The sequence below is a fragment of the Brucella rhizosphaerae genome (assembly GCF_002252475.1).
Taxonomy (GTDB): domain Bacteria; phylum Pseudomonadota; class Alphaproteobacteria; order Rhizobiales; family Rhizobiaceae; genus Brucella; species Brucella rhizosphaerae.
Map to the genome: position 1 here is coordinate 471,699 of NZ_NNRK01000034.1, position 21,301 is coordinate 492,999.

The window sequence follows — 21,301 nt, forward strand, 5'->3', positions numbered from 1 at the left end:
GGTAAATGCGGCAGTTTAAAGGGGGGTAAATTTGACACTAACAAAAAAGAACAGGATTGAGCCCAAAAAAGAAGGCCCCGCATAGCGGGGCCTTTAAAATAGTCCATCTGATCAGCTCAGATTAGAACTTGTATGCAACGCCGAGACGAACTTCGTTGGTCTTGAACTTGTTGCGAACCGAACCGTCGCCAAAGCCAAAGTCGTAATCCTTGTTGCCGTAATCGGTATAACGGTATTCAAGGCGAACGATGACGTTGTCAGTTGCTGCGTAGTCAATACCTGCGCCAGCGGTCCAGCCGGTGAGGGTCTTGCTCTGCGAGGCTTCGAACGAACCATCAGCACCAGTCGACGACAATGTGTTCTTTACGCTTCCGAAAGCAACACCACCAGCGATGTATGGAAGGAAGCGATCAACTGCGTAACCTGCACGGGCACGAACGGCACCCGACCAACGCAGCTTGCTTTCAACGCTGTCTGTTCCGTCAAGGAAAGTTTCAGAGTAGCTGTCCTTGAGGTTGTTGTAGGTTACGTCACCGTCAATACCCAGAACAACGCTGTTGCCGAGATCGAAGTTGTAACCTGCATAAAGACCGCCGAGGAAGCCATCTGGCTTGACGTTGACGCCACCGTCGAAACGCGACTTGCCCCAGCCGTAACCAATCTGGCCACCGAGGTAAGCACCGTTCCAGGTGAAGGTCGGAGCCATAACAACTGGAGCTGGTTCTTCGTAAACAACTGCGTCGGCTGCCTTTGCGCCAGTTGCAGCGAGAAGAGCAACTGTGGATGCGAGAAGAAGAGACTTGAGCTTCATAATAAAATCTCCTTTTGGGGAATGTGGAGTTCTAAACCTGTTGCATCCAATATAAGCGATTGACGAAAAGAGTCTGTAGCAAGAAGGCCACAGTCGCGTAATTGTCGCAAAAGTTGCGCACAGAAACGTGATTAGCTTGATTAGCTGCTGTTCTTGGTTACCAAACAGTTAAAATCCAGGGTTGTATTCCGTAAGGATGTTTTTGCTATCCGGATTGGGGTATAGGGTGCGGGTCTTAGGCACGGAGAAAATAAAATGGGTGGGGCAACTGGCGCTGTGCAGCGTGTCGACTGGGTCGATATTGCCAAGGGTATCTGCATAATCTTTGTTGTCATGATGCATTCCACGTTGGGCGTGGAAAAGGCGGCTGGCTCCGAAGGTTGGATGCATCATGTCGTGGCTTTCGCCAAGCCCTTCCGTATGCCAGACTTTTTCCTGATCTCCGGTCTCTTTCTCAGCCTTGTCATTGATAGACCATGGCGGCGCTATCTTGATCGCAAGGTCATTCACTTTCTGTATTTCTACATCTTATGGCTGACGATCCAGTTTGCATTCAAGGCACCAGCTATTGCAAGCGAGGCCGGTGTTACCGGCATTGCCCAAGCCTACCTTATGGCTTTCATCGAGCCGTTCGGAACACTCTGGTTCATTTACATACTGCCGGTCTTTTTCGTTGCGACGCGCCTGTTGAAGCGCGTACCCGTCGGGCTGACTTTCGCATTGCTGGCCATTCTGGAAATTCTGCCTATCCATACGGGTTGGACAATGATCGACGAGTTCTGCTCGCGCTTTGTCTATTTCTTTGCAGGCTATGCTTTTGCGCCTCTGATTTTCCGCATCGCCGATTGGCTGCGTCAGCGTCCGGTCCTGGGAATAGTTGGGCTGCTTGTCTGGGGGCTCATCGAATATATGCTGGTCTTCATGCCAGTGCCGGAAAGCCTTGCTTCGCTGATAGCGCCTGCGGGTGATCTTTTAAACGGACGAGGGGCTGTAAGCGATCTCCCGATTATTTCGCTTTTGCTGGGGCTTGTCGGTGCATTAGCGATAATTTCGATTTCATCGCTGTTGAGCTTGCTGCCGCATAAAAATGTGCTGCATCGAGGGTTAAGCTGGCTCGGAGCGCATTCGATTGTCGTCTATCTCGCCTTTTTTCTGCCTATGGCAATTGCGCGGACAATTCTTCTCAAGGTTGGTTTTCTCGATGTCGGAACGGTTTCGCTGCTGACAACCGCAAGCGGTGTCATTGGCCCGGTCGTTCTTTATGGGCTCATTCAACTGACGGGTTATGGGCAGTTTTTGTTCCGCCGTCCGGCATGGGCTTATATTGATCGCTCGCCGCAAAAGAAAACGGCGGCTACTGCCGCCGTTTAAAATTGCCATGGCCATTTCAAACATTATGAATGAGCGAATATATCCTGCTCAGGCCAACCCATCAGATCAAGTTCCGCGCGGGTTGGCAGGAATTTGAAGCAGGCGTCGGCCTGTTTTGCCCGGCCATCGCGCTCAAGACGCTTCTCGAATACTGCTTTCAGGCGATGCAGGTAAAGCACGTCTGAGGCGGCATAATCGAGTTGAGCTTGCGAAAGGACTTCCGCTGCCCAATCGGATGATTGCTGCTGTTTGGAAATTGAAACATCGAGAAGCTCGTTGCAGATTTCCTTCAAACCATGACGATCCGTATAGGTGCGGGTCAGCTTGGATGCAATTTTCGTACAGAAGACTGGTTGTGGCATGGTGCCGAAAGCATGTGCCAGTACCGCCAGATCAAAACGGCCGAAGTGAAAGATCTTGGTGATCGAACGATCTTTCAGAAGCTTGACCAGATTAGGCGCCTTCTTCTGCCCTGCTTCGATCTGGATGACGTCGGCCGAACCGTCGCCGGGCGAGATCTGAACGACGCATAGCCTGTCGCGATGCGGGTTCAGGCCCAGCGTTTCGGTGTCGATAGCGACCGCATCAACCTGATAGTGGTCCAGATTGGGCAGATCGTGCTTGTGAAAACGGATACTCATCTGGTCTTCCTTATTTGGCTGCGATAGCAGCCATAATGCGGGCCCAAGAGCGCTGGCCCTTATGGAAGGAGTTCAGCTCGTATTTTTCATTGGGTGAATGGATGCGATCGTCTTCAAGGCCGAAGCCGACCAGCAGGGATTCCATGCCGAGGAACTTGTCGAAATCGCCGACAATCGGAATCGATCCGCCCATAGCGATCAATACGGCAGGTTTCGGCCATTCATCAGAAAGCGCATTCTTTGCTTTGGAAACGAGCGGGGAATCATAAGGCAACTGGATCGCGGGCGATCCGCCATGTGGATGGAACTCGACTGAGCAATCGGCTGGCAGGCGCTCCTGCACAAAGGTGCGGAAAGCTTCGCGAATTTTCACCGGGTCCTGTTTGTGCACGAGGCGGAACGAAACCTTTGCGGAAGCCTGTGCAGCAATGACGGTCTTGAAGCCTTCACCCGTATAGCCGCCGATAATACCGTTCACTTCAGCCGTTGGGCGCGCCCAGGTTAGTTCCAGCACACTGCGGTCTTTTTCACCTGATGGGATAGAGAGGCCTATCGGACCGAGGAAATTTTCTGCGGTGCGACCAAGGTTTTCCCATGACTGCAAAATCTGCGACGGCGTTTCTTCGACACCTTCGTAGAAATCCGGAACGGTGACGCGGCCGGTTTCATCATGCAGGTCGGCGAGAATCTTGCTGAGTACATGAATCGGATTGGCCGCTGCCCCACCGAAGAAACCGGAATGCAGATCACGGTCAGCAGCCTTGATGACGATTTCTTCGCCGACCAGTCCGCGCAGGCCAACACTTATAGCTGGCGTTTCAGCGTCCCACATGGCGGTGTCGCAAACAAGCGCTACATCGGCTTTCAGTTCGTCCTTATGCGCATCAAGGAAAGGCTTGAGTGAAGGGGATCCTGATTCTTCCTCACCTTCAAACAGCAATGTCACTTTGACGGGCAGATTGCCGTTGATCGCCTTATAGGCGCGACAGGCTTCAACAAAGGTCATCAGCTGTCCCTTGTCGTCGGATGTACCACGACCGGTCAGGATCTTGCGACCATTTCCCATGTCCTTGATTGCTGGCTCGAACGGATCGTTCTCCCACAGGTTGAGCGGGTCGACCGGCTGCACATCGTAGTGACCATAGAACAGCACATGCGGAGCATCGGCTGTAGCGCCTTCGTGATGGGCAACGACCATTGGATGGCCGGGTGTGTCACGCACACTTGCATCGAAACCAATTGACTTGAGGTCCTCGACGAGCCATTCGGCCGCCTTACGGCAATCGGCCTTGTAAGCCGGATCGGTCGAAATCGACTTGATACGCAGAAGATCGAACAGATGATCGATGCTCGTATTGAGATTTGTGTCGAGATAATTGAGGACTTTATCGAGTGATTGCGCGGACATGGATACTTCCTGACGAGTCGTAAAACTGCTGCACAGTACAACCGGCCAGTCCAAGAAGAAACCCAATTTGAATGCAAAACTGAGATCAGAAAGTGAATTGGCCGTTGCGGTGAGGGGGTTACCACAACGGCCATATCACTACACTCACAAACGACAGCCCGGAGAGGGGAATGAGGCTGTCGCAACAACCGGTATCCAACGGGGGACGGGTCAGAAAACCGGCGACCGACGTACTGTCGATGGGTGTAATCTGGCCCTCCAAAAGTGGCTATTCAAGGGCACGGAAGATTACAAATTCGTAACATAATCGTTACCTTACCGGGCGTAATCATTCGCTGATAATATTCTGAAAACGAAGGCGGAAGGAGTATTCATGAACAAGGTCACAATGCTCAGTCGGGAAGACTGGGAGAAGAAGCCGGATATGTGGCATGGCAGTTTTGAGGGGAAGCTTTTCGGAACGGGTGCGTCAGTCATTTTTTATGCGACCGAGGAGGTTGGTCGCGGCCCCGGATTACATCGCCACCCCTATGATGAAATCTTCATCGTGCGTAGCGGGCGAGCCTTGTTCACGGTCGGTGATGAGCAATTCGAAGCCGAACAGGGCAGTGTCGTATTTGGTGCAGCCAACATTGCGCACAAATATGTCAATGTCGGTCCTGGTCTTCTCGAGATGATCGATATCCATGTCTCCGGCGAGTTTATACAGGAGGATTTGGAGTAACCCCGTTCACAGAAGACGCTCCTGTGCGATCCAACGGTGGACACATGTTTCTCCTGACATATGGCCGGTTTTCTTTGTGCTTGGTTTCCTCTAATTCTAAGGCATGAAAAAAGGCGATCATCTCTTTCTCGTTGACGGCTCGGGCTATATTTTCCGTGCCTATCATGCCCTGCCACCTTTGACCCGCAAGACAGATGGCTTGCCGGTGGGAGCAGTTTCGGGTTTCTGCAACATGTTGTGGAAGCTGTTGAAAGACGCACGAAACACTGATGTCGGTGTCGTGCCTACGCATTTCGCAGTCATTTTCGATTATTCGTCGCAGACTTTCCGTAAAGAGATTTATCCCGAATATAAGGCGAACCGTACAGCGCCGCCGGAAGACCTCATTCCGCAGTTCGGCCTGATCCGTCAGGCGACGCGCGCGTTCAATCTGCCCTGCATCGAGAAAGAGGGTTTTGAAGCCGACGATCTGATTGCCACATATGCCCGGCTGGCTGAAGCTGCAGGCGGCGATGTAACCATCGTTTCCTCAGACAAGGATCTCATGCAGCTCGTCACATCACAGGTGTCGATGTATGACGGCATGAAAGACAAGCAGATTTCGATCCCGGAAGTGATCGAAAAGTGGGGCGTTCCACCGGAAAAGATGATTGATCTGCAATCACTGACCGGTGACAGCACAGACAATGTGCCAGGCATTCCAGGCATCGGCCCGAAGACGGCGGCACAATTGCTGGAAGAGTTTGGCGATCTCGATACGCTGCTCGCACGTGCGTCCGAGATCAAGCAGAACAAGCGCCGCGAAAACATCATCGCCTTTGCAGATCAGACCAAGATCGCTCGTGAACTGGTGACGCTTAAGACTGATGTGCCGCTGGATGTTGATCTGGGAGGTCTCGTTCTGGAGCCGCAAAATGGCCCCAAGCTGATTGGTTTTCTGAAGGCACTGGATTTCACATCGCTCACGCGTCGTGTGGCGGAAGCGACTGACACAGATGCGTCGGCAATTGAACCTTCGCACATCGAGACGGAATGGGGTGCGGATGCGCATGGCCCGGACGTCGATGTTCCGGTTAAGTCAACAGACACAAATGCATCAGATACTGCCGCAAAATCTTCTGTTGCAGCAGCATCACAAGCGGACGGCTACACACCGAAAGCACTCGCAGCAAAGCGTGCATCCGATGCTTTGGCTCAAAAGATTGATACCAGCGCTTATACCTGCATCCGCGATATCGAAACGCTGAACAAATGGTTGGCCGAAGCCATCGAAACAGGCGTTGTTGCCTTTGATACTGAAACCAATTCGCTTGATCCGATGCAGGCCGAACTTATCGGTTTCTCGCTGGCACTTGCGCCGGGCAAGGCGGCTTATATTCCGCTCCAGCATAAATCTGGCATGGGTGATCTTCTCGGCGGCGGTATGGTTGAGGGGCAGATCCCGCTCGATCAGGCGATTGCTGCTTTGAAAACTGTCCTTGAGAACACATCTGTTCTCAAGATTGCACAGAACATGAAATATGACTGGCTGGTCATGCGCCGTCATGGCGTCAACACAGTGTCTTTCGATGATACGATGCTGATCTCCTATGTGCTCGATGCGGGCACCGGAAGTCATGGTATGGACCCGTTGTCCGAGCGCTGGCTGGGACATACGCCAATCGCCTATAAGGACGTGGCAGGCAGCGGCAAGAATGCCGTTACCTTCGATATGGTCGAGATCGACCGGGCCACGGCCTATGCTGCAGAAGATGCAGATGTGACGCTGCGCCTTTGGCATGTGCTAAAGCCCCGTCTGGCGGCAGAAGGCCTGATGTCGGTGTACGAACGGCTGGAACGTCCGCTGGTGGACGTGCTGGCGCGGATGGAAGAGCGCGGTATTTCTGTCGACAGGCAGGTTCTGTCGCGGCTTTCGGGTGATCTGGCGCAGGCTGCGGCAGGCTTTGAGGACGAGATTTACGAACTGGCAGGCGAGAAGTTCAATATCGGATCGCCAAAGCAGCTTGGTGATATCCTGTTTGGTAAGATGGGCTTGCCGGGCGCGTCAAAGACAAAGACCGGACAATGGTCCACTTCCGCGCAGGTGCTGGAAGACCTGGCTGCCGAGGGCCTCCCACTGCCGCGCAAGATCGTTGACTGGCGTCAGCTGACCAAGCTCAAATCCACCTATACCGATGCGCTGCCCGGCTTCATTCACCCGCAGACCAAGCGCGTGCATACGTCTTACGCGATGGCTTCCACTTCGACGGGGCGTCTGTCTTCGTCTGATCCAAACTTGCAGAATATCCCGGTACGTACCGCCGAAGGACGCAAGATCAGAACGGCCTTTATTGCAGAGCCAGGCAACAAGCTGGTTTCTGCCGATTACAGCCAGATTGAGTTGCGTGTGCTGGCTCATGTTGCGGATATTCCACAACTCAAACAGGCTTTTGCGGATGGTATCGACATTCATGCCATGACTGCATCGGAAATGTTCGGTGTGCCGGTGGAAGGCATGCCGTCTGAAGTGCGGCGCCGTGCCAAGGCGATCAATTTCGGTATCATTTATGGCATTTCAGCGTTTGGTCTTGCCAATCAGCTTTCCATTCCGCGTGAAGAAGCCGGACAATATATCCGCACTTATTTCGAGCGGTTCCCTGGCATCAAGGAATATATGGAAGCGACAAAGGCTTTTGCCCGCGAACATGGCTATGTTGAAACCATCTTCGGTCGTCGCGCGCATTATCCGGATATCAAAGCTTCAAACCCTCAGGTTCGTGCATTTAACGAGCGCGCGGCTATCAATGCCCCGATTCAGGGGGCAGCAGCAGATATTATCCGTCGTGCCATGATCCGCATGGAAGACGCCCTTCAAAAAGACAAGCTCAACGGGCGTATGCTGTTGCAGGTGCACGACGAACTGATCTTCGAAGTACCTGAAAACGAAGTAGAAAATACGATTTCTCTGGTACGCCATGTCATGGAAAATGCGGCCATGCCAGCAGTGTCACTTTCGGTGCCTTTACATGTCGATGCGCGTGCAGCGCATAACTGGGATGAGGCCCATTAGGGTCTCAGCCGGTTGACCTGAGAGGTTTGACGCTATAGGTAAGCGGCAATTCTGTTGCTTCGGTAGTCGCCAGTGGGTTTGTGACCAATGGGTTTGCGGCTTGTGAAGCTTTTTTGAAAGTCATTCATGTCTCTGCCCGAATCCATCGCTCCGGCTCTTTCCGGAGCATTAGCCGCTCGCGGTTACAATACTCTCACCGCTGTTCAGAACGCTGTTCTGGCGCCGGAAACTCTCCACGCTGATCTGCTCGTCTCTGCACAGACAGGCTCCGGTAAAACCGTCGCCTTTGGTCTTGCTATGGCTTCGACCATTCTTGGCGATGAACTGCGTTTCGGTAATCCGGGAGCGCCTCTTGCTATGATCATCGCGCCAACGCGCGAACTGGCTTTGCAGGTTCAGCGCGAACTGGAATGGCTCTATGCCGATACCGGTGCACGCATTGCGTCCTGTGTTGGTGGTATGGATATCCGTTCTGAGCGTCGTGTGCTGGAACGCGGTTCGCATATCGTTGTTGGCACGCCGGGCCGTCTGCGCGATCACATTACACGTAATGCGTTGGATATGTCCGAACTGCGCGTCGTAGTGCTCGATGAAGCCGACGAAATGCTCGATATGGGCTTCCGTGAAGATCTCGAATTCATTCTCGGCGAAGCACCGGCTGATCGCCGTACGCTGATGTTCTCGGCAACCGTACCAAAGCCAATTGCACAGCTTGCCAAGCGCTTCCAGAAAGATGCGCTGCGTATCTCTGCTGCAGGCGAAGCGGGTCAGCATGCCGATATTGATTATTTCGCCATGCCGGTTCCGCCACAGGAACGCGATCATGCGATCATCAATACGCTTCTTTATTATGATGCGCAGAACTCGATTATCTTCTGTTCAACCCGTGAAGCTGTGAAACACATGGCGAGCCGCCTGTCCAATCGCGGTTTCGCAGTTGTGGCGCTGTCGGGTGAATTGAGCCAGGCCGAGCGCAACAATGCGCTACAGTCGATGCGTGATGGCCGTGCCCGCGTTTGCGTGGCAACTGACGTTGCCGCTCGCGGTATCGATTTGCCAAATCTCGATCTGGTTATTCATGCCGATCTGCCGAACAATCCGGATACTATGCTGCACCGTTCGGGACGTACCGGTCGTGCGGGCCGCAAGGGCACTTGTGTTCTGGTGGTTCCATTCTCACGTCGCCGCATTGCCGAGCGTCTTCTGCACATGGCAAAGCTTGATGCGCAGACTGTTCCTGCACCCGGCATCGCTGCTGTTCAGGCCAAGAACAACGAACGTATTCTCAATGGCGAGGCTTTCAATCAGCCCGTTGAAGAAGAACATCAGGAACTCCTGAAGGCACTGACCGAGCGTTATACGCCGGAACAGATCGCAGCTGCATTCCTCAATCGTGAACTTGCAGCATTGCCTGCCGCCGAAGATATTTCTGACGCACCGGTTCATCCGATTGCCAGCAAAAAGCCGCGCGAGCGTACAGAGCGTGGTGATCGCCCAGAACGTGGCGAGCGCTTTGATCGCGGTGATCGTGCAGAGCAAGGCGAACGTTTCGACCGCAATGCGCGTTTTGATGGCGTCTGGTTCTCGGTTTCGGCTGGTCGCAAGCACCGCGCTGATCCAAAGTGGCTGCTGCCGCTTATCTGCAAGGCCGGTGACGTTTCCAAGCGCGAAGTCGGTTCGATCAAGATTTTCGACAACGAAACCCGCTTTGAAATCGTCGCATCCAAGGCTGATGAATTCCGCCGTTCGGTTGAAGAGCGTGGCACGGGCGAAAAGGGTCTCGTGATCCGCCCGGCTGTTGCTGGTGCCGGTGGCGATGCAGCTCCTCGTGAAGCCAAGCGTGATTTCAAGCCACGCAGCGACAAGCCAAGAAGCGATTTCCGTGACGGTCCGCGCGACAATAACCGTGATAACGCGAAGGGTAGCTGGGCCAAGCCTAAGGGCGACTTCAAGAAAGATGGTTTCAAGAAGGACGGCAAAAGCGGCTATCCGAAGAAGAACCGCGGAGAGTAATTTCCGATCATAAAAAAGCCCGCCAATCGGCGGGCTTTTTCTTGTCCATAAATCAGAAGCCCCCCGAAAGCTTGCATGTCTTCGGGGGGCTGTTTTTTTACACGTCGAGATTGGCAACGCTTAGCGCATTTTCCTGAATGAACTCGCGGCGCGGCTCGACTTCGTCGCCCATCAGGCGAGAGAAGAGCGAGTCTGCATCGGTTGCATCGTTGACCCTGACCTGCAACAGCGAACGTACATTCGGATCGAGCGTGGTTTCCCACAGCTGATCGGCGTTCATTTCGCCCAAGCCTTTGTAACGCTGTAGCGTCAGACCTTTGCGTCCTGTTGCGAAAATCGCATCGAGGAGAGACATTGGACCAGACAGCACTTCTGTTTTGTCCTTGCGTCGCAGCAAAGGTGGCTCGGCAAAGACTTCTGACAGGCGTGAAGCCACACGGTCTATCTGGCGTGCATCGGCGGAACCGAGCAGCGCCATATCGAGAATGGCGACGTCCTTGACGCCACGGACCATACGCTCGAAGCGATAGCCGCCATCTTCCGTGACATGTGCAGTCCAGCCACGCTCGGTTTCTTCCGAGATCATGTCGAGGCGCTGTGCGACAATGCCTGCAGAGGTTAGTGCGGCGGCATCGTTCGCTGATGAATTCGGGTTGAGAAGCCCGGCAATTGCAGCCTGTTCAACGACACTGCGATCATAGCGAGTGTGCAGACCGGCGAGCAGCTGGCGCAGTGTGCGTGCATCGTCAACGACAGACCGCAGGTCGGGCCCGGCCCGGACTTCACCGCTTGCCATTTCGAGAGCGGCTTCTTCAAGACCTGTTTCGATGAGGAAGTCTTCGAACGCAGCTTCGTTTTTGATGTATTGCGAGGACTTGCCGCGCGACACCTTATAGAGCGGTGGCTGCGCGATATAGATATGTCCGCGCTCAATCAGTTCCGGCATCTGGCGGAAGAAGAAGGTCAACAGCAACGTACGAATATGCGCACCGTCGACGTCAGCATCCGTCATGATGATGATCTTGTGATAGCGCAGCTTATCCGGGTTGAAGCCGTAGTTTTCATCTTTGCCGATGGAGGTGCCGAGCGCTGTGATCAGCGTGCCAACCTGATCAGATGAGATCATCCGGTCGAAACGCACACGTTCCACATTGAGGATCTTGCCGCGCAGCGGCAGGATTGCCTGGTTCTGACGCGAGCGACCGCTTTTGGCGGAGCCACCGGCGGAGTCACCCTCGACGATGAATATTTCTGATTTCGCAGGATCACGTTCCTGACAATCAGCAAGCTTGCCAGGCAGGGACGTCACACTCAGATTGCTCTTGCGGGTGATGTCACGTGCCTTGCGGGCCGCTTCACGGGCTGCTGCTGCCTGAATGACCTTTTCAACAATGGTCTTTCCGCCAGAAGGATGTTCTTCAAGCCATGTCGAAAGCGCTTCGTTGACGAGGCTTTCAACGACCTGACGTACTTCGGAGGAAACAAGCTTGTCTTTGGTCTGCGACGAGAATTTAGGGTCTGGAACCTTGACGGAAAGAACTGCGGTGAGGCCTTCGCGACAATCATCGCCAGTGAGCTGCACTTTTTCCTTCTTGGTCAAGCCGGAAGAATCCGCATAGCCCGTTACCTGACGCGTCAACGCACCACGGAAACCGGCCAGATGCGTACCGCCATCGCGCTGTGGAATGTTGTTGGTGAAGCAAAGCACCTTCTCGTGGTAGGAATCATTCCACCACATTGCAACTTCAACGGTCATGCCGTCTTTTTCGCTGCGGATGTAGATCGGTTCTTCCAGAAGAGCCTTCTTGCCCTTGTCGATATATTTTACGAATTCGACAACACCGCCGTCATAGTGCAGTACCTGCTCACGAATATCAGCGTGCCGGCGATCGGCCAGGTTGATACGGACGCCTGAATTCAGGAACGCCAGTTCGCGCAGACGGCGTTCCAGCGTGTCGTAATCGAATTCAACCATGGTGAACGTATCGGTTGAAGGAAGAAAGCTCACCTCCGTACCGGTATCGCTGCCAGCTTCACCCGTCACAACCAGCGGAGAGTCCGCAACGCCATGCGTGAAGCTCATTTCGTGAATTTTGCCTGCGCGGCGAATTTTCAGCTTCAGCCAGACCGAAAGCGCGTTCACAACCGAAACACCCACACCGTGCAGACCGCCGGAAACCTTATAGGAGTTCTGGTCGAACTTACCGCCAGCATGAAGCTGGGTCATGATGACTTCAGCGGCCGAAACACCTTCTTCCTTATGGATATCGGTGGGGATGCCACGGCCATTATCGGTCACAGTACAGGAGCCATCAGCGTTCAGCGTTACAGTCACCAATGTGGCATGTCCGGCAAGCGCTTCATCAATGGCGTTGTCCACCACTTCGTAGACCATATGATGCAGGCCGGAGCCATCATCCGTGTCGCCGATATACATGCCCGGACGCTTACGAACAGCATCCAGACCTTTCAGCACACGAATGGAATCCGCGCCATATTCGGCGGGGGCTTCGGAATTCATCTCTGGAGTCTCGCTCATGAAAATCTTTCGAAAATGCGCCGCGAATGCGGCCCTAAAGCCTGCTGCAATTGCAGCAACAAATACACTGTCGAATCACACGACAAACATGGTTTTAATATAGGCGTTAAAGGCGATTTTTCCAAATTTTGGGGCCAAATTTGACGGGGATTCAGCTCTTTTGGCAAGCTATACAGGGCCGGGCTGGCATACCGCGTCTGGAACCGCCACAATTGATGCTTATATCCTATCCAACGGGGGCGTTCTTGACCTGAAATTTATAAGCAAGGAACGCTTGATGGAAGTTGCAGCCAAGATGACCGAAACCGCCAATCCTTTTGTTCCGCCAGCACCGCGCCCGCGCGACAAGCCAGTCGGGCGTTTTGAGATGATGCGGGTGGTTTATAAAAACCCGCTCGAATTATGGGGTGAACCCTCCTACAACGAGCCGTGGGTATCAGTCAGCTGGCTTGGGATCAAAACCGTCATTGCCAATGATCCGGGTCTGATACGGCATGTGCTGGTGGATAACGCCGCTAATTATCCCATGTCCGCTATTCGTCAGCGTGTGCTGCGCCCCATCCTGCGTGATGGTCTTCTGACCGCTGAGGGGCAAACCTGGAAGCGTTCGCGAAAGGCCATGGCGCCGGTCTTCACCCCACGCCATATCGGCGGCTTCGCTGATGCTATGCTTGCGCGCTCAAAGCATTTTGTCGAGCGCTACAAGACAAGTGGCACGATTACTGATGTCGCTCATGACATGACACTTCTCACCTATGACATTCTGGCCGAAACTCTGTTTTCCGGCGAGATTGCCGGTGACCCGAATGATTTCGCCCGTCAGATAGATAAGCTTTTTGAAACAATGGGCCGGGTTGATCCCTTCGATCTGCTTGGCCTGCCAGACTGGTTGCCACGTTTTACGCGTTTGCGCGGACAGCAATCGCTTGGCTTCTTCCGTGAACTGGTTTCCGAAACCATTTCTATGCGCAAGGCACGCATGGACAATGGCGAGGATGTTCCAAACGATTTCCTCACCTTGCTTTTGCGCGCTGAAGGACCGGAGGGACTGACCCGCTCCGAGATTGAAGATAACATCATCACCTTTATCGGTGCGGGCCACGAGACGACCGCGCGCGCACTCGGCTGGACGCTTTATCTGCTTGCAAAAGCACAACATGAGCGTGTCCATGTGGAGGCGGAAATCGATGCATTCTTTGCAGAGGGTGGTGATGAGCTGCCGCCACAGGAGTGGCTGGCAAAATTGCCTTTAACACGCGCAGCTTTTGAGGAGGCCATGCGACTTTACCCACCTGCGCCTTCGATCAATCGTGAGGCGGCAGTCGATGATACCTATGGAGATTTGAAAATTGCCAAAGGTACAGCTGTTCTCGTCATGCCGTGGGTGATCCATCGTCACAGGCTCTATTGGGATGAGCCAGACGCCTTCAAACCCTCGCGTTTCTGGCCGGAAAATCGTGATCAGATAGATCGGTTCCAATATCTGCCGTTCGGTGCAGGCCCGCGCGTCTGTATAGGTGCGAGCTTTGCCTTGCAGGAAGCGGTTATCGCTCTTGCGATATTGCTGCGTGATCATCGATTTGACGTGCTTGAAACGACAAAGCCATGGCCAGTGCAGAAGCTGACCACACAACCACAGGGTGGTCTGCCGATGAAGGTGGTGAAGCGCTAGAGCGGTTCACACGTTCGCTGGAAATTATGCAAGAAAAAAGCCCGGCTTTGGCCGGGCTTTTCTCATTTTGAAAGGCGCTCAGCGTGCCATTTAAGATGGTCATCCATGAAGGTCGAGATAAAGAAATAGGAATGGTCATACCCCTCGCGCATGTTGAGCGTGAGCGGCATGCCTGCCTTCTTGCAAGCCTCTTCCAGTAGCCAGGGACGCAGGCCTTCATCAAGGAAGCCATCAGCTGTGCCTTGGTCGATCAGTAACTCCGGAAAACGATAACCGTCCTCAATCAGAAGAGTTGTGTCATAGGCACGCCATGCGCGTTCCTCAGCCCCAAGATACTTCTCGAGCGCAGGCTTTGACCATCCGGCAGTTGAAGGCTGGACGATAGGCGCAAAAGCAGATGCCGACTTGAAGCGATCCGGGTTTTTGAGCGCAATCGTTAGTGCGCCATGTCCGCCCATTGAATGGCCGGTGATTGCCTGTCGCGACATATCGAGCGGAAACTCGCTTGCCACCAGATCGGTCAGTTCTTTCGTGATGTAGCTATACATCTGATAGTTTTCAGCAAATGGCGCTTGTGTTGCATCGACATAAAAGCCTGCGCCTTTGCCGAACTGCCAGTTATCCGGTTCATCTGGAACATCATCACCACGCGGGCTGGTATCCGGGCAAATGACGGCAATTCCAAGTTCTGAAGCCAGTTGCCGATATTCGCCCTTGTCCATCACGTTCTGATGTGTGCAAGTGAGGCCCGAAAGATACCACAGCACCGGCACAGGGCCGTCGACGGCTTGCGGGGGCAAGAAAACAGCAAAGGTCATATCGCATTGATTTGTCTCACTCTTATGGCGATAGACGCCTTGCGTTCCACCAAAGCATTTGGCCGTTGAGATCGTTTCCATGAGATTTCCTGCTGTTTATCCGTTTCCGAATGCGACGGCGACATTGACTGTCGCGGCGACAAGGACCGTATTGAAGAAGAATGACACGATGCTGTGCAGAAGCGTCACTTTTCGCATCGCAGTGGTCGTGACATTGGTGTCCGAAGTCTGTGCTGTCATACCAATGATGAAGGCATAATAGGCAAAGTCCCAGCCCGATGGCTGGGGCGTTTCCGGAAAATTGAAGCCGCCACGATACCTGCTGGCACGGGCCGCATCGTCGCCCGCTGGCTCACGCGGTTGCCAATACATGTGTGCGTAGTGGATCGCTGTCATCATGTGGATCGTGCACCATCCAAGCGGCACGGACGCCAGCGTCATCATCAGCGAAAACAGATCGGCTTTGGGTTGCTGATTGATCAGGATGAACAGCGAAACCACCGCAACCACAACAGTGGCAAAAGTCACCAGAAAGATGATCCAGATCGGTTCGTCTGCTTTTGCCGCATGTTTTTTGAGGTAGGGAACTGTGAGTTTGGGCAGAACCACAAGTGCCAGAATAAGGTAGAGAACGAAGAAACAGTTTGCCCCTATGACCGGGGCGAGCGGGCTTTTGAGAAGCCAGGCGATAATAAAGGTTGCGACGCCGCCAATGGCTGCGAGATAGAATGACATATGGCGGCGCAGCAGAAACATCAGGCGGTCACTTCCTTCGGGTCTAGTCGCATATCCACATGCGGAATGCCGTCTTCTAAGTATTCTTCCGAAATCGCAACAAAGCCAAACGAGCCGTAGAATTTCTGCAGATGGCTCTGTCCGCCAAGCTCGATAGCGATGCCGGGAAACCGTTGCTGCGTAAACTCTATGGCCTCTTTCATCAGGCGCTGGCCGAGCTTGTACCCGCGATAATCCGGCGCCACGACAACGCGCCCAATCCTGGCCGGTTTGCCTGCAGTTTCCGGTGGAAGAACACGCAAACTGGCCGCAAGTTCCTCTCCATCGAGAACACGCAGATGAAACGCGTCATAGTCGTTGCCGTCGATTTCGGGGTAGGGGCATTTTTGCTCCACCACGAAAACATCTACGCGCAGCTTCAGCATCGCATAAAGCGCGCGTGGCGTCAGGCCGTCGATTTCATCCCAATGGGAGATAAAAAGCTTTTCACTCATCAGTAGACAATCACCGAACGGATGGATTTGCCGTCATGCATAAGATCGAAGGCGGTGTTGATTTCCTCAAGCGGCATCGTGTGGGTGATGAGGCTGTCGATGTCGATCTTGCCTTCCATGTACCAGTCGACAATCTTCGGTACGTCTGTACGACCGCGTGCACCGCCAAATGCCGTTCCCTTCCACACGCGTCCAGTGACGAGCTGGAATGGACGTGTGGCGATTTCCTTGCCTGCTTCGGCCACGCCGATGATGATTGATTCACCCCATCCGCGATGGCAGCACTCCAGCGCCTGACGCATGACATCGGTGTTGCCAGTGGCGTCAAACGAATAGTCTGCACCACCATCTGTGAGGTCCTGAATGGCCTGCACAACCTTGTCATTGCCGATCTCACGCGGGTTGATGAAGTCGGTCATTCCGAACTTCTTCGCCATTTCAACCTTGGATGGGTTGATATCGACGCCGATGATTTTATCGGCTCCGACCATGCGGGCGCCCTGAATGACATTGAGACCGATGCCGCCAAGACCGAACACCACGACATTGGAACCTGGACGAACTTTTGCCGTGTAAATTACCGCGCCAATACCGGTGGTGACGCCGCAGCCGATGTAACAAATCTTGTCGAAAGGCGCGTCTTCGCGAACCTTTGCAACCGCAATTTCCGGCAGAACGGTGAAGTTGGAGAAGGTCGAGCAGCCCATATAATGGAACACGTCGCCACCATCACAGGAGAAGCGGGTGGTACGGTCGGGCATCAGGCCCTGACCCTGTGTGGCGCGGATCGAGGTGCAGAGGTTCGAGCGCTGCGAAAGGCATGTTTTGCACTGGCGGCATTCGGGCGTGTAAAGCGGGATCACATGATCGCCGGGCTTGACCGAGGTAACGCCTGCGCCCACTTCGCGCACGATGCCTGCACCTTCATGGCCGAGAATAGCCGGGAATTTTCCTTCTGAATCAAGGCCGGACAGCGTATAGGCGTCGGTATGACAAACGCCGGTCGCCATGATCTCGACCAGCACTTCGCCTGCGCGTGGACCGCCGATTTCGACGGTTTCGATGGTGAGCGGCTTCTTTGCCTCCCAGGCAACGGCTGCACGTGATTTCATGGCGATATTCCTTCTATAACTATTCGATAAGCGTTTCGCGTTCACTTCAGATAAGTGCGCAAAATCCGCATGATTTCATCAATCTGTATATCGGTTTCTTGCGCTGTGGCGCTTGCCGTCTTTTCCTGCGACTGCCCGAATGTCTCGCGAAAATGGCTTTCAAGCACCTCCGCCATCAAGCCGTTTGTCGCGCCACGCAGAGCCGCAATCTGCTGCAACAGAGCTGCACATTCCGTACCTGCTTCCACCGCGCGTTCCAGCGCTTCGGCCTGCCCCTTAATACGGCGCAGGCGCGTCAGGGCGCGCTTTTTGTCTTCCGGTGAATGCGGCATGAAATCTCCCGATTATCACAAAATCTATATACTATAGGGGAGTATGTCAATTGCTCCAGAAGCCGCCGGGGGCGGTATGATTTTGCGCGCAATGCGATGATATCAGATTTTATGCCTCAAGCCGCATATGCAACAGCGGATATGGGCGCCCCTGATCGTCAGTTTCCGAGCGGCCCGTTTCGACGAAACCCATATGACGATAGAAGCCGGTGCCTTGCACATTCTGTTCATTCACATCGACAGTCAGCGTGCCGACAAGCGCTTTCACGTGCGCGATCATGTGCTTGCCAATGCCTTTTCCGCGCTGGTCTGGCGAAATAAACAGGCTATCAATATTGCTCTCGCTCATACCCATAAAACCGACTGGCTTGCCATCATCCTCAATGACCCACACCTCGACAATAGGCAGATATTGTTCGCCAACCAGTGTCTCAATCTCGTTGAAATCCTCGCGGCTTAAAAAATCATGTGTTGCCAGCACGCTTTCCCGCCAGATAGCGGTGAGGGCGGGGGCATCCACCGGAATAGATTTTCGGATATGGATCATCTTGGTTCCTTGTGTGATAAGCACGAAAGCAACGCACTACCTAATGGGAATTCTTTTGACGAGCCTGCCCGACCTTCCCGTTATCCGCATTTTGCCGCAGCTCGACGCGGCGTTTGCCGCTCACTCTAGCGCCGTCCTCGTCGCTCCTCCCGGTGCGGGCAAGACGACGCTGGTGCCGCTGCATTTCCTGAAGGCAGGCTGGCGCGGCGATGGGGTGGTTGTGCTGCTCGAACCCCGCCGTTTGGCGGCACGTGCAGCGGCACGGCGCATGGCATCGCTCCTCGGTGAAGAACCGGGCGAAACGGTGGGCTATCGCATGCGTCTTGAAAGCAAGGTTTCGGCGAAGACCAAAATCCTTGTTGTAACTGAGGGTGTGTTCGCACGCATGATCCTCGATGATCCGGACCTCAAGGGCGTCGCTGCGGTTCTGTTTGATGAGTTTCATGAACGCAGCCTTGATGCCGATTTTGGTCTGGCGCTTGCGCTTGACGTGCAGGCCGCCTTGCGCGACGATCTTAAAATCCTTGTCATGTCGGCAACGCTGGACGGTGCCCGCGTGGCGCAGCTCTTGGGCGATGCTCCTGTTATTGAGAGCGAAGGTCGCGCCTATCCTGTTGATATTCGATATTGTGACCGCAAGCCCGATGAGCGGATTGAAGACGCGGTCGCGCGTGCCGTGCGCGAGGCGCTGGTCGATGAAACCGGCAGTGTTCTTGCCTTTTTGCCCGGTCAGGGCGAAATCGAACGCACGGCTGGCATTCTCGAAAAATCTCTGCCTGCCAATATTATTCTGGCACCACTTTATGGCGCGATGGAAGGTCGAGATCAGGATGCTGCCATCAAGCCGGCACCCGCTGGCCAACGCAAAGTGGTGCTGGCCACATCGATCGCCGAAACCTCCATTACCATCGATGGGGTGCGCGTGGTGATCGATTCCGGCCTTGCACGCCTGCCAAAATATGAGCCGGCCACCGGCCTGACCCGGCTGGAAACCGTGCGCACTTCGCGCGCATCCGCCGATCAGCGCGCTGGTCGTGCCGGGCGTACTGAGCCGGGTATTGCGATCCGCCTTTGGCATCAGGGGCAGACGGCATCGCTCCCCGCGTTCTCTCCGCCCGAAATTCTCGAAGCAGATTTGTCGGGTCTTGTGCTTGATGCAGCTGCATGGGGCGTTACCGATCCGGCAACGCTTTCTCTGCTTGATAAGCCGCCGCTGCCTGCCTTGAAGGAAGCGAAAGCTCTGCTTATGCGGCTTGGTGCACTGGATGAAACAGGGCGTCTGACTGTGGACGGCGAGGCCATGCGCTCGCTGGCACTACCCGCGCGTCTTGCACATATGGTGGCCGAAGCGGGCAAACGTGGCGAAGCTTTACGGGCCGCAGAACTAGCCATGCTTCTGACCGAGCGTGGTCTCGGCGGCAATGAAACCGATCTCGACACCCGCATGTCGCGTTTTCGCAATGATCGATCGGACCGCGCACAGCGTGCCAAAGGTCTGGCGAAGCGCCTTGCTGCGAATGTGCCTAATAAGGGTGAAGCGGCAGGCTCAGGCGTGGGCCGTATGTTGATTGACGCCTATCCTGATCGTGTTGCCAGGGCACGCGGACAAACCGGGCAATTTCTGCTCGCCAATGGGCGCGGTGGTGAAGTTGACCCCGCGATCAGTCTCAGCCGCGCATCATGGCTGGTGGTGGCCGATATGTCGGGTAAAGCCGGACGTGCTCGCATTCTTTCTGCAGCGGAAACATCGGAAGCGGAAATCCGCGCGGCCCTTGGCAGCAGGATCGAAAGCGGACGACAGGTCGTCTATGATACCGAGAAAAATACCCTTCGTGCCCGCGAGGCCGTGCGCATCGGTGCCATTGCGCTGTCAGAAAAGCCGCTGGCCACGCCTTCAGGTGCAAGCGCTGACGAGGGGGTGATTGCCGCGGTGCGCGAGCATGGGCTGGACATTCTGCCATGGGGCAAAGAGGCTGACATCCTGCGCCGCCGTTTGGGATGGCTCTATCGCGGTCTTGGTGATCCATGGCCGTCAATGGATGACGACAATCTGATCGCCCATCTCGACGATTGGCTGTTACCCTTCCTGACCGGTGAGGCACAACTCGACCGCATCCCTGCGCATGTACTGAAAAACGGTTTGATGAGCCTTGTGCCATTCGACCTCCAGCGGAGTGTCGATCAACTGGCACCAACGCATTTTGCAGTGCCGACTGGCTCTAATATTCCGATCCGCTATGACACTGAGGAGCCGGTTCTCGCCGTCCGCGTGCAGGAGCTTTTCGGCCTTGGCATCCACCCAGCTATTGCCAACGGCAAAGTGCCGCTGCTGCTGGAATTGCTTTCTCCAGCCCATCGCCCGATCCAGATCACGCGGGATTTGCCTAATTTCTGGAAGGGTTCCTGGGCCGATGTACGCTCTGATATGCGCGGCCGCTATCCGCGCCATGTCTGGCCGGAAGATCCAGCCAATGCAGAAGCCACCCGCAGGGCCAAGCCGCGCGGGACTTGATGCGTCTTAGGAATGCAGAACGATGCGAACTTCGTCCTGATCCCGGATGTCAAGATTGTCACGTATGCGCTTATCTGAGATCAGCTCAAGACAGTCGTGCATATGCGATCCGACGCGCCGGAAAACCCAGACATGCATGGAACGGGAATGGGAGTGAAGCGTCGCACGCCAAGCCTGACCGGTGCCGCGGCGTGGTTTGAAAAGCTTGCGACGCAGACTGTTGTTCAGAATTTCATTCTGCGGGATCACCATGGTGGGTGGAACGAGGCCACGATCCAGTGCGGTGAGTTGCTTGCGCCGGCTTTGCAGGACGATTGGATATTCCGTGATCTGCACATTTAGTGAGCCGGATGCAAATCTGTCTGGCCAGTCGGTCGGCGAGTTTTTCAGATCGCGTTTCCCGGGAATTACAAGCTCTGAATGCTTCCCCAGTCCCGACGATATCTTCCCCCTGAAGACAATCATGCGTTCCCCCTACACGTGGCAGTAGAACTGTTATAATTGATTCACAAAAATGACACAA

Annotated in this window: 17 protein-coding genes; 6 read left to right on the forward strand and 11 right to left on the reverse strand. The window is 54.5% G+C overall.

What is annotated here, in order from left to right; translation table 11 throughout:
- Window positions 1-121: 121 nt before the first annotated feature.
- On the reverse strand, window positions 122-811 hold the full coding sequence (locus CEV32_RS19320; protein WP_094578727.1) for an outer membrane protein: 690 nt from the start codon (window positions 809-811) through the stop codon (window positions 122-124).
- Between the two features lie 255 nt (window positions 812-1,066).
- On the opposite strand from CEV32_RS19320, the gene CEV32_RS19325 reads away from it, so the two are divergent.
- Complete coding sequence (locus CEV32_RS19325; RefSeq protein WP_094578728.1) at window positions 1,067-2,182, forward strand: acyltransferase family protein; 1,116 nt, start codon at window positions 1,067-1,069, stop codon at window positions 2,180-2,182.
- Window positions 2,183-2,205: 23 nt separating this feature from the next.
- On the opposite strand, the gene CEV32_RS19330 is transcribed toward CEV32_RS19325, so the two are convergent.
- Window positions 2,206-2,823 (reverse strand): ribonuclease D, encoded by a 618-nt coding sequence (locus CEV32_RS19330; RefSeq protein WP_094578729.1) that lies wholly within the window; start codon window positions 2,821-2,823, stop codon window positions 2,206-2,208.
- Between the two features lie 10 nt (window positions 2,824-2,833).
- A complete protein-coding gene (locus tag CEV32_RS19335) occupies window positions 2,834-4,231 on the reverse strand; it encodes a dipeptidase (RefSeq protein WP_094578730.1) in 1,398 nt (465 codons plus the stop codon).
- A gap of 373 nt (window positions 4,232-4,604) precedes the next feature.
- Between CEV32_RS19335 and CEV32_RS19345 the strand changes: the two genes are divergently transcribed.
- The 3 genes from CEV32_RS19345 to CEV32_RS19355 all read left to right on the forward strand — a co-directional run bounded on the left by CEV32_RS19345 (window position 4,605) and on the right by CEV32_RS19355 (window position 10,017).
- Entirely contained in the window at window positions 4,605-4,955 is a 351-nt protein-coding gene (locus CEV32_RS19345) for a cupin domain-containing protein (protein ID WP_094578731.1), read from the forward strand.
- 103 nt (window positions 4,956-5,058) lie between these two features.
- Window positions 5,059-8,004: a DNA polymerase I gene (gene polA / locus CEV32_RS19350; protein ID WP_094578732.1), complete on the forward strand. Its 2,946-nt coding sequence runs from the start codon at window positions 5,059-5,061 to the stop codon at window positions 8,002-8,004.
- Between the two features lie 126 nt (window positions 8,005-8,130).
- Window positions 8,131-10,017, forward strand: a complete 1,887-nt coding sequence (locus CEV32_RS19355) for a DEAD/DEAH box helicase (protein WP_094578733.1) — start codon at window positions 8,131-8,133, stop codon at window positions 10,015-10,017.
- Window positions 10,018-10,114: 97 nt separating this feature from the next.
- Here the strand turns inward: CEV32_RS19355 and gyrB are convergent, their stop codons facing one another.
- Window positions 10,115-12,556, reverse strand: coding sequence for a DNA topoisomerase (ATP-hydrolyzing) subunit B (gyrB, locus tag CEV32_RS19360; RefSeq protein ID WP_094578734.1), 2,442 nt, complete (start codon window positions 12,554-12,556; stop codon window positions 10,115-10,117).
- A gap of 277 nt (window positions 12,557-12,833) precedes the next feature.
- Between gyrB and CEV32_RS19365 the strand changes: the two genes are divergently transcribed.
- Window positions 12,834-14,228, forward strand: a complete 1,395-nt coding sequence (locus CEV32_RS19365) for a cytochrome P450 (protein ID WP_094579175.1) — start codon at window positions 12,834-12,836, stop codon at window positions 14,226-14,228.
- A 62-nt stretch (window positions 14,229-14,290) separates the two neighbouring features.
- On the opposite strand, the gene fghA is transcribed toward CEV32_RS19365, so the two are convergent.
- The 6 genes from fghA to CEV32_RS19395 all read right to left on the reverse strand — a co-directional run bounded on the left by fghA (window position 14,291) and on the right by CEV32_RS19395 (window position 18,266).
- Entirely contained in the window at window positions 14,291-15,127 is an 837-nt protein-coding gene (gene fghA, locus CEV32_RS19370) for an S-formylglutathione hydrolase (protein ID WP_094578735.1), read from the reverse strand.
- 15 nt (window positions 15,128-15,142) lie between these two features.
- A complete protein-coding gene (locus CEV32_RS19375; protein ID WP_094578736.1) occupies window positions 15,143-15,802 on the reverse strand; it encodes a DUF1345 domain-containing protein in 660 nt (219 codons plus the stop codon).
- Window positions 15,802-16,275 (reverse strand): GNAT family N-acetyltransferase, encoded by a 474-nt coding sequence (locus CEV32_RS19380; RefSeq protein ID WP_094578737.1) that lies wholly within the window; start codon window positions 16,273-16,275, stop codon window positions 15,802-15,804. Before CEV32_RS19380 ends, CEV32_RS19375 begins: the two co-directional genes overlap by 1 nt.
- Complete coding sequence (locus CEV32_RS19385; protein ID WP_094578738.1) at window positions 16,275-17,387, reverse strand: S-(hydroxymethyl)glutathione dehydrogenase/class III alcohol dehydrogenase; 1,113 nt, start codon at window positions 17,385-17,387, stop codon at window positions 16,275-16,277. The genes CEV32_RS19380 and CEV32_RS19385 overlap by 1 nt, the downstream gene beginning before the upstream one ends.
- A gap of 41 nt (window positions 17,388-17,428) precedes the next feature.
- Window positions 17,429-17,719 (reverse strand): metal/formaldehyde-sensitive transcriptional repressor, encoded by a 291-nt coding sequence (locus tag CEV32_RS19390; RefSeq protein ID WP_094578739.1) that lies wholly within the window; start codon window positions 17,717-17,719, stop codon window positions 17,429-17,431.
- A gap of 109 nt (window positions 17,720-17,828) precedes the next feature.
- A complete protein-coding gene (locus tag CEV32_RS19395) occupies window positions 17,829-18,266 on the reverse strand; it encodes an acetyltransferase (RefSeq protein ID WP_094578740.1) in 438 nt (145 codons plus the stop codon).
- 55 nt (window positions 18,267-18,321) lie between these two features.
- Between CEV32_RS19395 and hrpB the strand changes: the two genes are divergently transcribed.
- A complete protein-coding gene (gene hrpB / locus CEV32_RS19400) occupies window positions 18,322-20,778 on the forward strand; it encodes an ATP-dependent helicase HrpB (RefSeq protein ID WP_094579176.1) in 2,457 nt (818 codons plus the stop codon).
- Window positions 20,779-20,784: 6 nt separating this feature from the next.
- On the opposite strand, the gene CEV32_RS19405 is transcribed toward hrpB, so the two are convergent.
- On the reverse strand, window positions 20,785-21,243 hold the full coding sequence (locus CEV32_RS19405) for a hypothetical protein (RefSeq protein WP_094578741.1): 459 nt from the start codon (window positions 21,241-21,243) through the stop codon (window positions 20,785-20,787).
- Window positions 21,244-21,301 lie beyond the last annotated feature (58 nt).